This window comes from Zeaxanthinibacter enoshimensis (assembly GCF_004362865.1).
Classification (GTDB): Bacteria; Bacteroidota; Bacteroidia; order Flavobacteriales; family Flavobacteriaceae; genus Zeaxanthinibacter; species Zeaxanthinibacter enoshimensis.
Genome location: NZ_SNYI01000002.1, coordinates 312,081 through 325,848 on the forward strand (window position 1 = coordinate 312,081; position 13,768 = coordinate 325,848).

Consider the following 13,768-nt stretch of genomic DNA (forward strand, 5'->3'; position numbering starts at 1 on the left):
AATGGCAAGTATTCGCGAATTAAAAAAAGATATCAATAGCGTTCTCGGTGGAATCATAGAGGCGGTATACATCGTGGAAGCCTCTAACGGGGAGCAGAGCAGTAAAGAAGGATCAAAGATCATTGATGACGCTATCGGAACCTTTGACGAACTGATCGCCAAGGTGAACGATAAAGAAGTGGAGAACCGCAAGGCTCATCTGAAGAAAGTACGTGAGGAGTTGGAAGAGAAGGCCAATAAGTTGGTCGTAAAGGTCAACAAACTGGCCTCCTGATCCTTTTACTCTTCATCTTGTCGTGACTGCAGGTAATCTGATAAAGCGCGACCGTATTTAGAATTGGCAACCTCCGGGGTTAACGCGTTGTATATAGAATCCAGGTATTTCTTATTCGCGTCGGGAACCTCGGTGAGTGCTATAAAAGGAGCTACTTCAGAGTCCTTATTGTTGAGCGCAAAGTTCAGCGCATACAAATATCCCCTTAAGATATTCTTTTCATTCAATTGGTTCAGGGAATCCATGGCGATGGAATCCTCACGGTATTCCGGCCTGGATGAAGCCTGTACCAGCTCCAGGTTCCTGGTATTGAACTTAGACATTACCTGCCTGTATTCTTCTAATTTTTCCTGTGTTTTGGAGCCGCTGATTTTGGCTTTTCCTTCAAAAGCATTCCATTGGGTATTGATGGTGATCGTGCCGGCCTCGCCGAAAAATGAGATCCGGTCATTGTAGTCATTCTTATCCTCTTTCTTCAGGTAGAGATAAAATAGTTCCGGGCTGTCCAGGGTTGTTTGAAAGGAGAATTTTCCATCACCGGAGATTTCCAGGGAATCCAGCGCCACCAGGCTGGAATCCTGAATTTTCTGCAGGTAAAGGGTTCCTTTTTTTAACCCGGCTATATTACCGGTCACTACCATGGTTTTTTCAGGATCTTTCCCGCAGGCTACGATCAATAGGGCCAACAGGGACCACAATGCAATTTTGTTCATCTAAAAAAATTTTGGGCAAATATCATTAAACTTTGCCTTTTATTAAACTTTTGAGGCAATTTCCATCAGGTAGGCACAGAGCAGTGCACCCCCGGTTCCAACCACGTATCCAAATACTGCTAAAAGCACCCCGACCGAGGTCAGGGAAGGATGAAATTCGGCAGCGACTACAGGGGCAGAAGCGGCACCCCCTACATTGGCCTGGCTCCCTACGGCCAGGAAGAAATATGGCGCTTTTATCAGTTTAGCCACCAGTATCAGTAAGCCGGCATGGATACTGATCCAGATAAGCCCGATAGCGATCAGTCCCGGATTCTCCAGGACTTTCCCGAGGTCCATTTTCATACCTATGGTGGCTACCAGGATATAGATGAAGACCCCGCCCAGTTTACTGGCTCCTGCGCCTTCATAATTCTTGGCTTTGGTAAAGGAAAGTCCGATCCCGACCAGGGTGGCGATCACTACCATCCAGAAGAAATTACTTCCAAGGAAGGATAAAAAACTTTTCTTATTGCTGACAGCAGCTACATTTTCTTCCAGGAATACACTGATGGCGTCTCCGAAGAAATGGGCTATCCCCACCGCGGTAAAGGCCAGGAAAAGCATGATCATATAGTCGTTCAGGGTAGGAACACGCGTAATTTTATCAGTAAAGGCCGTTACTTTTTTCCGGAGATCAGTTATGGCCGAAGTATCGGCCTTCAGCCAGCGATCGATACGGGCAGAGCGTCCGATCCCGAACAGCAGTATCGCCATCCAGATATTGGCGACCACGATATCGATCAGGACCATTCCTCCGTATTTGGAAGGGTTATACCTGAAGATCTCCAGCATGGCGGCCTGGTTGGCTCCCCCGCCTATCCAGCTCCCCGCAATGGTGGATAAACCTCTCCAGACGGCATCAAAATCGTTCCCGCCTACAGTTTCCGGCGAAAAAATAGAAACAATAAGAATGGCGATCGGACCCCCGATGATGATTCCCACCGTACCGGTGAAGAACATGATCAGCGCCTTGGAGCCCAGGTTGGCAATGGCTTTCAGGTCTATGCTCAGGGTCATCAGTACCAGGGCAGCAGGCAGCAGGTAGCGGCTGGCCATGAAATACAGATTGGAGGTTTCATCAGAGATGATCCCGGCACTGGCCAGGATGGCAGGTAATACATAACACATCAGGATAGCCGGAACTACCGAATAGAATTTGCTCCAGAATCCTGTTTGTTTTGAAGAAGTGTAGAATATAAAACCGAGACATAGGGTTAACAGTCCAAAGACGACACTGTCATTGGTGATCAGGGGTTGCTCCATGGGTGGTTATGATTTTGGCCAAATATAAACAAAAAGGACAGACAGCTATTTTCGTCCGGTTCAGATATTCAGCCAGTAGGTAAACTTAAGGTTGATAGACCTGTAACGTGGGCTGAACTGGTTGACGAAATAATTGTCATTGTAAACCAGGAAGAGATCAGAAAGCGGTGCAAACCGCCACTGGAGCCGGGAATTGATCCCGAAGTTATCCTGCTGGTTACTGTATTGTATGAGCGTTGACCAGAAAAGACTCTTGCTGAACGTGATATCCACCTTTGGGGAGAATAACCACAGGTCTGCACTGGGGTAAGGATCCGGGAGTTCTATCTTATCGTAATTCAGGGCGAATCGCAAGGATGCAATCGGCTGGATCCTTAGGCTGACCTCACCTTCCAGGGAAAACCGGGTCCCGTTAAAAAATCCACCGAATTCAGGTTCTATGGAAAAGGAAACCACATTAGCCCTGTTAGAGCGGTATTCCATTTTAAAACTATTGAATTCGTAGCCCTGGTTACCGGGCAAGGGGATGCCGTCCTCAGAGCCGGTGGGATCAAAAGAATCAGTCAGGAAGATATACCGGTTGCTGAACTCGGCTTCAAAATCGGACTGGTTCCTCAGCTCTGCTCTCCAGGTAGTCATAATATCATGGTCTGTACGTTGGTATTCCAGTCCAGGTCTCCAGGTAACGATAGGGAAAAGTCGGAAACTGTGACGGTTAATAGGCCCCGCCTTTGGCCAGAATAAACGTTCTACGGCGGCTCCCCATTTCAGGATATCAGTCCTCCTGATGAATCCAAGATCGGAGCGGAAATCCTCGTCAACTTTGACCAGGTCCGTGAATACTTTGTAATTCCTGCTGTTATACTCCAGGTTGGCACCCAGGGACAGGTTTCCCTCGGAATCATCCGGTTGGAACGATTTATGAGCGTAGAATTTCCCTGTCCAGGTATTCTCCCTGGAGGCAAGGTTGTAATCTACTCCTACCACGCGGTTATAATCATCTTCCCGTTCCAGGAAATCATAGTCCCCAAAAGACTGGCGGTTGATCAGGAACATACTGATAAAAGAGCGGGAGAACATTTTTCGCTGCAGGGCCAGCATCATATTATTATTGGAAGCAATTTCGTTATCAGGATCCTCGGCAGTCTGTATGTTCAGGAATCCCAGTCGCCAGTCCTGGTTGAGTTTCCCGCTAAGCCTGACCCCCGCCAGGATATCGTTCTGGATAGTATTACCAGCTGAATCCCTGGCTATACCGATCCGGCGTGAAAAGAAGGGATTGGCATCCCGCCCGCCTCCATAGCCTGAAAAGAGGTCACTATTGTCTATAAAGAACTGCCGTTTTTCAGGCAGGTTGATCTCAAACCTGGTCAGGTTGGTCACTATATTGTCTACCTCGACATTGGAGAAATCCGGGTTGATCGTAATATCCAGGTTCATTCCGTTCCCGATGGCCACTTTGGCATCTCCACCTACCTTAAAATCTACGCCATTGTTCTCCAGGACGTAATCCTTATCAGCAAGAATATTAATATAAGGGATAAGCGCCAGGGGGGTGCGCGACTTTCCTAATGGTTTTTCAAACTTCATATCCCCCATAAAAGCGAGGTTGAAGATCAGCTGGTTCTGCGGGATCTCTGCCCACACACTGCGTTCGTTGCTCTGCATATCAAAGCGGTAGCTCTGGAACCTCCATTTGGTTTCTCCTTCCCTGAATTTGAAAGAGGTAAGAGGTATAGCTATCTCGGCCGTGTAATAATTATCGAACACCGTGGTCTCTGCCTGCCATTTCACATCCCAGGATGTATTAAAACCTCTCAGGTCTGCACCGCCTCCTGAGATCAGGGCTTCCCGCCGCACCCCATAGGGGTTGATCCCAAAGAGGAAGGCATTGGTGCCATCATTGAAGGTGTCAAAGATCAGGCTGATATTATCGTTTCCCCCGGCCCGGAAATCTCTTTCCAGGGAGGGTATAACATAATCTTTCCCCGGGGCGTAAGCGGTTATACCGATATAGAGTGTAGAACCGTTATACAGCATCCGGATCTCGGTCTGTTGTTCTGCCCTTAATGTATCTGTTGGAAAATATTGCTGAAAATCTCCGGCCACCTCGGCTTCATCCCAGGCTGCTTCATCCAGGAGACCATCGGTCTTTATAAATCCGTCGATATATTTTACTGTGAATTGTTTGCCGGTAGTTTGTGAGTAGGAGAGGAAGGTAAGGGATAGTAATAAAAAAACGCACAAACGTCTGAACATAGTGGAATAGTTAGATGGCCCCCAAATTTAATTCCTAAGGCGTTAAAATAATCCCAAAATTTTGCCAAAAGCCGCTTCTATTTAGTCATGCCCTTTGAAAGAACCCCCTTCAGAACATTTTTGGAATATATAGCTTTAAAGAATTTGAAAAAGGCGGGGTTATTCCTTAGACCTGAATTTCTTCTTTTTCTTTTTATCGGGGTTGGTGAACAGCCGTTTCAGGAATCCATCCTTTTTCACCGGCTCGCAGTCCAGTAAGCGACTCACTTTATCAGAAGGTGGTCTAAACCTCGCCCGGGTAATGGAATTAAAAGACGCATCATTGTTCATGCTGCTCAGCAGTTTGGCGTACATCGGAAGGGCTGCGTTTGCTCCCTGGCCCAGGCTGGTGCTCCGGAACCCGATCTCATGCCGGTCAAGTCCCACCCAGCTTACATGTACCAGTTCAGGGCTGACCGCTACGAACCAGGCATCTTTGTTATTCTGCGTGGTTCCTGTTTTACCGGCCAGGTCGTTCCTTAAACCATAAGTACTCCTGATCCTCGCGGCAGTCCCTTTGTTTACAGTAGCTTTCATCATCTGCAGCATGAGCTGCCTGTTCTGTTCTGAAAAGGCCTGTGCCGGTGGATCATCTGGTGTATGTTCCATAAGTAAGGAGTCCTTTCCCGTGGTTACTTTTCTGATGAGGTAGGGTTTTACCGGCCTGCTGTCGTTCACATAGCTCGCGTATGCTCCTGCCAGTTCAGGGATGCTGACAGAACCGGTACCCAATGCCAGCGAGGGCTGGGCAGGTAAATCGGCCGTGATACCCATCTTTTTGGCAAGTTCCAGCGTTCTCCTTATCCCGGCATCTTCCAGTACTTTAACGGCAACAGTATTGACCGAATTACTGAGGGCTTCTTCCATGGAATAGTTCAGGTAAGCCTCATCCTTGTCCCCTGAGTTGCCGGGAGACCATCCCTCCATATTCTCATAAGCTACTTCTCTTGCCGAATAATACTTGCAGGGTTCAACCCCTGCTTCCAGGGCGGCGGTATAGACAATGGGTTTAAAAGTGGAACCTACCTGTCTTTTGCTCTGCGAGATATGGTCGTATTTGAAATATTTATAATTGATCCCCCCGATCCAGGTCAGTACTTCCCCACTTTGAGGGTCGATTCCAAGGGACCCCACGTTCAGGAATTTCATTAAATGCCGGATACTGTCGATGCTGCTGGCCATTATCGTGGTGTCACCTTTCCAGGTGGGTAGGGTCATGGACCTTTTGACCGACAGCGAATCCATTACTTCTTCTTCGCTTAAGCCGGATTCCTGTAACTTCCTGAAGACAGGTGACTGGCGTACTGCTTTCTTAATGAGCTCCTGATCAGTATCCCAGGGGCCTTTGGAGCCGTAACTTTTTTCGAACTGTTGCTGCAGTTTTTGCATATGTTCTGTCATAGCTGCTTCGGCCAGTTGCTGCATCTTGTAATTCAGGGTAGTGTACACCTTTAATCCTGAAGTATAAATATTGTATTCCCGGCCGTTCTTTTGCTCATCTTCCGCCCATCTTTTCAATTGTTTCCGTACTTCTTCCCTGAAATAGGGGGCTATTCCCTCATCGTGGTCAAATTCGCGGTAATCCAGGGCGAGGGGAAGGCTCTGCAGGCTGTCCAGCCTGGAGGGTTCCAGGTGATTATTCCGTGCCATAGCCAGGAGTACAAGGTTTCGCCTGGTAATACTGCGGTCGGGGAAGAGCCGGGGATTGTAGGCATAGGTGGCTTTCAGCATCCCCACCAGGGTAGCTGACTCTACCGTGGAAAGATCGCTGGCAGGTTTATTGTAAAATTTCAGGGCGGCACTTTCTATACCAAAGGTGTTATCCCCGAAAGATACGGTGTTGAGGTAATGCTGCAGGATCTCTTCCTTTGTGTAAATAGATTCCAGTTTCCTGGCGATCATCATTTCCCTGAATTTATCAGCCACGAGGCCCAGCTTGCTGTTATGTTCTCTTGGGTAGAGGTTCTTTACCAGCTGTTGACTCAGGGTACTGCCACCCCCGGCGGACTGGTCCTGCAATAGAATGGTTTTAATAGCTACCCGTAGAAGACTGGGGTAATCTATCCCCTTATGCTGGTAAAAGCGTTCATCCTCTATAGAGACAAGGGCATTTATTAGATTGGCTGGCAATTGTTCATAGGTTACAGGTTGCCTGTCAAATAAATAATACTTCCCGATCAGTACATTGTCTGCAGAATAGACTTCCGTAGCTTTCTGGTAATTGAGGTCGGATAGGGTCTTTTCTGACGGGATGGATCCCCAGGCACCGGCATATATGCTGAGCATAAAGGTGATAAACAGGCCAGAGAGGGCAACAAATGCCCAAAAAACATATTTACTGATTTTCCGCCATTGGGGTTTACTGATGTTTTTCATAGTTTTGGCAGCCTTCTCCTGGCAACGGCACAAAAGTAGTATAACTGCAGACAATCTGTTAATGGCGTTTTAGTACTTTTTGATCCAAAAAATCCGGGCAGGCATTCCGTTAAGCTGAACTTTTATTGATAAGAATTGCATTATGAAGAAAGTACTATTACTGATGTTGGTGTTTACCCAGTATACTTTTGCCAACGAGATCGTATGGGGAAAAACCGGACACCGGGTTGTAGGTGAAGTTGCCCAGGAACTGATCAGTTCCAAAACCCGCAAGGCTATAAATAAAATACTGGATGGGCAGACCCTCGCAGAAATATCCACCTATGCAGATGAGATCAAATCGGACAGGGCTTATGATGCCTACTCACCCTGGCATTATGTGAATTACCCATTTAACCTGGTATATTCCGAGGTTACCCCTGCCCCCGAAGGCGACCTGGTGATGGGGATTCAGAATTCTATACAGGTGTTAAAAGACCCGGAACGGACAAAAGAGGAAAAGGCCTTTTACCTTAAAATGCTGGTGCACCTTTTAGGTGATCTTCACCAGCCCCTGCATGCCGGGCGGGGAGAAGATAAAGGAGGGAATGATATACAGGTGATGTGGTTTGGCAAGGGCAGCAACCTGCACAGGGTCTGGGACAGTCATATGATCGATGATTACGGGATGAGTTATACCGAATTGTCTAATACCCTTCCCAAGATCTCCAAAAAGGAGCGAAAAGCGATGCAAAAAGGTAATGTCCTGCAATGGGTAGAAGAAACCCAGGAATTGGCGGAGCAGGTCTACGGCACCGCTGAATCAGGGGATAAACTTGGCTATTCTTACAGTTATAAGCACTGGGACCTGGTAGAGAAACAACTGCTCACCGGGGGCGTGCGCCTGGCGAGTGTCCTGGATAGTATCTTTGATTAAGCAAAAAACCTGCTGTTTATCGCGAACTCCATGGTTTTTAACTACTTTTTTTTATTCTGGCACAGGATTTGAATAATTTAATAATGAATCCGGGTGTTAGGATGCTGGTGATTACCCGTTTGCCAGAGGTAGTGTCCGTTTTCGTTCAGCAGGGTAATAAAAAAATCGGTTTGTATAAAAGCCGATTTTTTTATGTTTAATCAGGATTGCAATACCTGTTTCAACTGGTTCCTGTACTCTGACGGAGTCTGGCCTGTAAAAGCCTTGAAAGACTTATTAAAGTGAGAAAAATTGTTAAATCCACTTTCGTAACAGACCTCTGTGATGCTCAAAGGTTTTTCGGCCAGTAGTTTGGAGGCATGTACAAGTCGGTATTCATTCACGAACTGTACAAAGGTCTTGTTCGCTATCTTCTTAAAATACCTGCAGAAGGAAGGAATGGTCATGCTGACCATGTCAGCCATCTCTTCAAGGGGTATATCCTCCTGGAAATGATTCTTTACGTGGTTGAATACCCTGTTGATCCGGTCATTATCCCGTATGTCTGTTTCCATGGAGAATCCATCCGCGTTCAGCACCTTGTAATCTTTAGACTTTCCAAGTTCATTTAGGATATTGAGGATAGACAGTAAGCGCTGGAAATCATTCTGGTATTCCATTACTTCTATTTTCTGCCCTATCTTCAGCTTGGTACTACCATGGAAGGCCAGGCCGCTTTTGGCCAGTTCAAAAAGAGCCTGGATATTTTTCATTTCCGGGATCTGGAAGAAATCACTTCCCAGGAAATCCATTTTCATCTGTATCACGATCTCACTTTCGTTCCCCGTTAGTTTATCGGTAAACCCGCAATGGGGTAAATTACTTCCTATAAGGATCAGGTCGCCGTCCGAATAGTAAGAGATGTGGCTGCCTATCTGTCTTTTCCCGGAACCGCCATGAACATAAACCAGCTCTATCTCCGGGTGATAATGCCATACGGTATTATTGTTCACCTTGAATTCATCGAACTTCTGGTAGGTGTATGAATGCCCGAAATTCGGGACAATTGCTTCAAATGCGGGTTTTTGTTTCACCATTCCTGCTAAATAATCGATCCATCATAAAATTACGAGGGTAGGATGGATAGGTTCTGTGCAAAATTACCCAAAATATGTTCAATATTAACATAATGCATTACAAATAGGGGGTAGTATGGTAAAATAGCATAGAAATAGGAAAATTAAGTGGTGTTTTTGAGGGGGTGTAGACTGTATGTTTGTATTGAATTTAATATTCACCCTTAAAAAAATGAAATTATGAAAACATTTAAAAGAATCTGTTACAGTTTTGCGGTCATATTAATGAGTACACCTTTAATGGCTGCAGCGAATCCCGGAATTGTTTTAGCCCCTGTAGGTAAATCGGTGCACTTCCAGATGGAAGAGGTGACCGGGGAGACCAGGATCGATTTTACCGATAAGGCCGGAAAGTTGCTTTACTCCGAAAAACTAGTTGATGTAAAGCATTACGCCAGGAAATTTGACATGAAGAACCTTGAAGAAGGATCGTATTTTGTTAAGGTGGAAGATGTTTCGAGGTTAAAGACCTATACGCTTTTACTGAAAGACGGAAGCCTAAGAATAAGTACGATAGAGGAGAAAGTAAAACCGTTTTTCTGGAAAAAAGGAAAAAAATTGTACGTAAACCTGCTGAATCTCGATAGTGAAGAGGTAGAGATCAAAGTAATTGACAGTAATAACAGGATTCTTTTCGTGGAGCGGATAGACCGCACCCAGGTGGTTGAGAAAGCCATCAATTTTGAAAAGGCTTACAGTGATATGTATACGGTAATCGTTACCGTAAAAGAAGATACATTTTCTGAAAATGTAGTGATCGATTAATAGTTGAGTTTAGTTTAGTTTGGAAGGAGGGGGCCGGGAGGCCCCTTTCTTATTGACCTCTTCCCAGGTTCTTCCTGAACCTCGGAGGGAGGGATTCATTGAGTAAGGCCCACCGGAGATGATCTTTATTCTTTACACGGTCATAGATAAGCCGGTAACACTGTAATACAGTCAGGGGGTTATCTGACCGACTTACGAGCCGGATCTCATCGCCCTGGCATACCTCTCCTTTTTCAAGTATACGGGCATAGGTGCCCGGCCGGCCTCGCTTTACAAATGCCGCGATGATCTCCTGGTCATTAAAGCGATAACCGAGTTTAAAACAGGGTTCCCGGGGTTGGGTGATCTCTACCAGGCACTTTCCTACGCTGTACAGATCTCCTACCCTTATTTCTTCCTCGTTCAGCCCGGATACGGTCAGGTTTTCACCGAACATTCCCCAGTTCCACTCCAGGGAAGGGTATAGAGGTTTCCAGTGATCGTATTCTTCAGCGCTGAAGAGATAACAGGCCTTGTATTCCCCTCCATGAACCTTGGGGCTACCTATAGTATCTCCTTGGACAGCGTTAGTATCCAGGAAGATTGGTTTCTCTGTCGGGTATTTGTAAATACCGGTACGGTGTTCCCTGCCTTCCCAGAAGAAGGTGGCAGGTTCTGCGATATTGGTGGATACAACGTTCATTATATAAAGATAACTAAATGTAGAGGTAACTATAAGCCCAGTAAATGAGAAGGAATTGAACCGGCAATCGTAAGACGAGCAACCATACGGGGAAGCCGGCGGCGGCTTTCTTACCCGTGAGCATATGAATATGTACCAGTAAAAAGATGGTAAGCATAAGCAGTATACCGTACACCGAATAGTTGATCGTTGCGGGAAAACAAAGCCCGATACCCAGGGCGATCTCTGCGATCCCGCTGGCATATACCAGTGTGGCAGGGCAGGGCAGGTATCTTGGCATTATGCGGAGGTAAGCTTTCGGGTATATGAAATGCATAATACCGGCCAGGATAAACATGGCCGACATCAGGTAGAGATGCCAGGGATAATTCATTTTCTAAAAATATAAAAAGGCCGCCTAAGTAGGCGACCTTTTATTAAGAACTCTGGAACCGAATTTACTTGATCATATCATAACTTCGGTTGATGAAATCTGTCAGGGCTTCTCCTTTTAGTAAACCTTTTGAAAGGCGTGCGAGATCCAGTGACTGGCTGATCAGCCGCTCGCGCTTCTTCGCGGTCTTGGTATTCAGGATATCGCTGACCAGGGGATGGTTGGTGTTAACCACCAGGTTGTACATTTCGGGCATATTACCCATGCCGAACATTCCACCGCCACCGGTTTGCTGCATTTCTTTCATCCTTCTCATGAATTCGGGTTCCGTGATGACAAATGGTGCTGCTTCAGAATCCATGGCCTCCATCTGTATGGTGTAACCCTTATCCGAAACCACCTCTTCCATCGCGGTTTTCAGCTTTTCTTTTTCTTCATCAGAGAGTTTTGAGATCTGTGCATCCTCTTTTTTGATGAGGTTATCTATGTGATCCGCATCAACCCGTGCGAACGACAGTTTTTCATTAGTAGTCTCCAGTTTTTGTACCAGGTGAGGCACGATAGGGGAATCCAGCAGTAATACCTCGTACCCTTTCGCCTTTGCTGCTTTGATATAGCTGTGTTGCGCTTCCTTGTCCGAGGCATAAAGAACTACCAGTTTCTCATCCTTATCGGTCTGGTTAGGTTTTATCTTCTCCTTCAGTTCCTCCAGGGTGAAGAATTCACCATCGACGGTTGGGTACAGGGCAAATTTATCTGCCTTTTCAAAGAACTTATCTTCCGACAGCATCCCGTATTCGATCACGATCTTGATATCATTCCACTTCTTCTCGAAGTCTTCACGGTTATCCTTAAAGAGTGAAGTAAGTTTATCCGCTACCTTCCTGGTAATGTAGGACGATATTTTCTTAACCGCTCCATCAGCCTGCAGGTAAGACCTGGATACATTTAATGGAATGTCCGGGGAATCGATAACTCCACGCAGCATTGTCAGGAATTCAGGTACTATACCTTCTACATTGTCGGTTACAAATACCTGGTTCTGGTAGAGTTGGATCCTGTCTTTCTGTATGTTCAGGTCATTGGTCAGTTTCGGGAAGTACAATATACCTGTCAGGTTGAAGGGATAATCCACATTCAGGTGAATATGGAACAGTGGTTCTTCAAACTGCATTGGGTAAAGTTCCCGGTAGAACTCTTTATAATCACCCTCTTCGAGGTCGACCGGCTTCTTGGTCCATGCCGGCTCGGGGTTGTTGATGATATTGTCTACTTCCTTGGTAGGTGCTTCATCCTCTTCTTTGGCACCTTCCGGCTTTGGAAGAGTTTCTGTGCGGGTACCGAACTTGATAGGTATCGGCATAAACTTATTGTATTTGCGCAGTAGTTCAGAGATACGACCTTCTTCCAGGAATTCGGTCGAATCCTCTGCTATGTGGAGGATGATCTCTGTACCGTGCTCGCTGCGCTCAGCTTCTTCCATACTGAACTCCGGCGATCCGTCACAAACCCAGTGCACTGCAGGCTCATCCTTAAAACTTTTAGTGATGATCTCTACTTTATCGGCTACCATAAAGGCAGAATAGAAACCAAGACCAAAATGTCCGATTATACCTGAATCTTTGGCAGTATCCTTGTATTTATCCAGGAATTCCTCAGCCCCTGAGAAGGCTACTTCATTGATATATTTTTTAACCTCTTCTTCGGTCATCCCGATACCCTGGTCCAGGATATGCAGTTTTTTACCTTCCTTGTCTATACGGACCTCTATCATCGGGTTTCCGTATTCAACCGAAGCCTCCCCTATAGTAGTGAGGTGTTTGAGTTTGAGGGTAGCGTCTGTAGCGTTGGAAATCAGTTCCCTCAGGAAAATCTCGTGATCGCTGTAGAGAAATTTCTTGATCAGTGGAAATATGTTCTCGACCGATACATTAATCTTACCTGTTGCCATTGTTTTCGTTAAATTTTATTAGTACGCTAGGGGAATGTCAAAAAAAGTACCACTCTTGGAAAAGTGACAAACTGGCATCCACTTTTGAGTTTAACATTATTTTATGTCTAATATTATTTTGTATATCATAAACAAAATATATATTTGCAATGAGGTTAATAATTTATGTTGTTAGTCAATAGCTCAACGAGGCTAATAGCATAAGGCTTAATTAAATGGTTTGGTTATTTAGAAAAACGTGCTTTCCCCCCGGAGAGCACGTTTTGTTTTTGGCATATAATTAACAGCTATTGTGTTAAGTAAAATGTATTTTTGATTCAACAAAATAAAGTATGATGACAGCAAAGGCCAGCACAGCAAAATCAACCCCGGATGCCATTATTTCACGGTTCATGAATTATGTCCTGGAGCATGGAGAAATCCCGGTGTCGGTTTACAAATTCTGCAAGGAAAACAAGATCAAAGAAGAAGAATTTTATGCCTTCTTCGGTTCTTTCCAGGGCTTGGAGAAAGCAATCTGGAATACCTTCTATACCAAGACAGAATCATTACTTCAGAAAAACAAGGCATACGAACAATACGATAACCGTGAAAAATTACTCACTTTCTTCTACACCTTTTTTGAGATGCTGACCCTTAACAGGAGTTATGTGCTCCTGGTACTTGAAGGTAATAAGGACCGCTTAAACTCACTGCAACAGCTGTCAGGACTAAGGAGACATATCCGGGCATTTGGCAAAATGCTGGCGGAAGATCGAAATTCTGAAAGACAATACCAGATATCCAAATTCACCCCCGGGCTTATCGCGGAAGGAGTCTGGGTACAGTTCCTGTTCCTGCTAAAATTCTGGATGAACGACAGCTCTGCCGGTTTTGAAAGAACAGATGTCGCAATTGAAAAATCTGTGAATACGGTATTTGAAGTTTTTGACAGGGCTCCCTTTGACAGTATTATCGATTTTGGCAAGTTCCTCTACGGGGAGCGAATGTCCTAACTGTA

At 45.6% G+C, this 13,768-nt stretch carries 12 protein-coding genes; 4 read left to right on the top strand and 8 right to left on the bottom strand.

Features of this window, described 5'->3' with window-relative positions:
• Nucleotide 1: 1 nt before the first annotated feature.
• Nucleotides 2-274 (top strand): hypothetical protein, encoded by a 273-nt coding sequence (locus tag CLV82_RS07545; protein ID WP_133643711.1) that lies wholly within the window; start codon nucleotides 2-4, stop codon nucleotides 272-274.
• A gap of 5 nt (nucleotides 275-279) precedes the next feature.
• Here CLV82_RS07545 and CLV82_RS07550 read toward each other — a convergent pair whose 3' ends face one another.
• The 4 genes from CLV82_RS07550 to CLV82_RS07565 all read right to left on the bottom strand — a co-directional run bounded on the left by CLV82_RS07550 (nucleotide 280) and on the right by CLV82_RS07565 (nucleotide 6,966).
• Nucleotides 280-987, bottom strand: a complete 708-nt coding sequence (locus tag CLV82_RS07550; RefSeq protein WP_133643712.1) for a DUF4369 domain-containing protein — start codon at nucleotides 985-987, stop codon at nucleotides 280-282.
• Nucleotides 988-1,029: 42 nt separating this feature from the next.
• Nucleotides 1,030-2,292 carry a DUF819 family protein gene (locus CLV82_RS07555; protein ID WP_133643713.1) on the bottom strand — a complete coding sequence of 421 codons (1,263 nt, stop codon included), beginning with the start codon at nucleotides 2,290-2,292 and terminating at the stop codon, nucleotides 1,030-1,032.
• A gap of 60 nt (nucleotides 2,293-2,352) precedes the next feature.
• Nucleotides 2,353-4,551 carry a DUF5916 domain-containing protein gene (locus CLV82_RS07560; RefSeq protein ID WP_133643714.1) on the bottom strand — a complete coding sequence of 733 codons (2,199 nt, stop codon included), beginning with the start codon at nucleotides 4,549-4,551 and terminating at the stop codon, nucleotides 2,353-2,355.
• A 159-nt stretch (nucleotides 4,552-4,710) separates the two neighbouring features.
• On the bottom strand, nucleotides 4,711-6,966 hold the full coding sequence (locus tag CLV82_RS07565) for a transglycosylase domain-containing protein (protein ID WP_133643715.1): 2,256 nt from the start codon (nucleotides 6,964-6,966) through the stop codon (nucleotides 4,711-4,713).
• A gap of 142 nt (nucleotides 6,967-7,108) precedes the next feature.
• Between CLV82_RS07565 and CLV82_RS07570 the strand changes: the two genes are divergently transcribed.
• Nucleotides 7,109-7,882 carry a S1/P1 nuclease gene (locus tag CLV82_RS07570; protein ID WP_133643716.1) on the top strand — a complete coding sequence of 258 codons (774 nt, stop codon included), beginning with the start codon at nucleotides 7,109-7,111 and terminating at the stop codon, nucleotides 7,880-7,882.
• Nucleotides 7,883-8,082: 200 nt separating this feature from the next.
• Here the strand turns inward: CLV82_RS07570 and CLV82_RS07575 are convergent, their stop codons facing one another.
• A complete protein-coding gene (locus tag CLV82_RS07575; protein WP_133643717.1) occupies nucleotides 8,083-8,958 on the bottom strand; it encodes an AraC family transcriptional regulator in 876 nt (291 codons plus the stop codon).
• 219 nt (nucleotides 8,959-9,177) lie between these two features.
• Between CLV82_RS07575 and CLV82_RS07580 the strand changes: the two genes are divergently transcribed.
• On the top strand, nucleotides 9,178-9,762 hold the full coding sequence (locus tag CLV82_RS07580) for a hypothetical protein (RefSeq protein WP_133643718.1): 585 nt from the start codon (nucleotides 9,178-9,180) through the stop codon (nucleotides 9,760-9,762).
• A gap of 49 nt (nucleotides 9,763-9,811) precedes the next feature.
• Here the strand turns inward: CLV82_RS07580 and CLV82_RS07585 are convergent, their stop codons facing one another.
• From CLV82_RS07585 to htpG, 3 genes are all read right to left on the bottom strand, one after another.
• Complete coding sequence (locus CLV82_RS07585; protein WP_133643719.1) at nucleotides 9,812-10,444, bottom strand: MOSC domain-containing protein; 633 nt, start codon at nucleotides 10,442-10,444, stop codon at nucleotides 9,812-9,814.
• 13 nt (nucleotides 10,445-10,457) lie between these two features.
• Complete coding sequence (locus CLV82_RS07590) at nucleotides 10,458-10,817, bottom strand: DoxX family protein (RefSeq protein ID WP_133643720.1); 360 nt, start codon at nucleotides 10,815-10,817, stop codon at nucleotides 10,458-10,460.
• 64 nt (nucleotides 10,818-10,881) lie between these two features.
• Complete coding sequence (gene htpG, locus CLV82_RS07595; protein WP_133643721.1) at nucleotides 10,882-12,768, bottom strand: molecular chaperone HtpG; 1,887 nt, start codon at nucleotides 12,766-12,768, stop codon at nucleotides 10,882-10,884.
• Nucleotides 12,769-13,100: 332 nt separating this feature from the next.
• On the opposite strand from htpG, the gene CLV82_RS07600 reads away from it, so the two are divergent.
• On the top strand, nucleotides 13,101-13,763 hold the full coding sequence (locus tag CLV82_RS07600; protein WP_317128279.1) for a TetR family transcriptional regulator C-terminal domain-containing protein: 663 nt from the start codon (nucleotides 13,101-13,103) through the stop codon (nucleotides 13,761-13,763).
• Nucleotides 13,764-13,768 lie beyond the last annotated feature (5 nt).

Bases quoted from the DNA above. Each gene is read 5' to 3' on its own strand.
- CLV82_RS07560 (WP_133643714.1), bottom strand. From the start codon at position 4,551: ATGTTCAGACGTTTGTGCGTTTTTTTATTACTATCCCTTACCTTCCTC.
- CLV82_RS07550 (WP_133643712.1), bottom strand. From the start codon at position 987: ATGAACAAAATTGCATTGTGGTCCCTGTTGGCCCTATTGATCGTAGCC.
- CLV82_RS07565 (WP_133643715.1), bottom strand. From the start codon at position 6,966: ATGAAAAACATCAGTAAACCCCAATGGCGGAAAATCAGTAAATATGTT.
- CLV82_RS07580 (WP_133643718.1), top strand. From the start codon at position 9,178: ATGAAAACATTTAAAAGAATCTGTTACAGTTTTGCGGTCATATTAATG.
- htpG (WP_133643721.1), bottom strand. From the start codon at position 12,768: ATGGCAACAGGTAAGATTAATGTATCGGTCGAGAACATATTTCCACTG.
- CLV82_RS07600 (WP_317128279.1), top strand. From the start codon at position 13,101: ATGATGACAGCAAAGGCCAGCACAGCAAAATCAACCCCGGATGCCATT.
- CLV82_RS07570 (WP_133643716.1), top strand. From the start codon at position 7,109: ATGAAGAAAGTACTATTACTGATGTTGGTGTTTACCCAGTATACTTTT.
- CLV82_RS07555 (WP_133643713.1), bottom strand. From the start codon at position 2,292: ATGGAGCAACCCCTGATCACCAATGACAGTGTCGTCTTTGGACTGTTA.
- CLV82_RS07590 (WP_133643720.1), bottom strand. From the start codon at position 10,817: ATGAATTATCCCTGGCATCTCTACCTGATGTCGGCCATGTTTATCCTG.
- CLV82_RS07545 (WP_133643711.1), top strand. From the start codon at position 2: ATGGCAAGTATTCGCGAATTAAAAAAAGATATCAATAGCGTTCTCGGT.
- CLV82_RS07585 (WP_133643719.1), bottom strand. From the start codon at position 10,444: ATGAACGTTGTATCCACCAATATCGCAGAACCTGCCACCTTCTTCTGG.
- CLV82_RS07575 (WP_133643717.1), bottom strand. From the start codon at position 8,958: ATGGTGAAACAAAAACCCGCATTTGAAGCAATTGTCCCGAATTTCGGG.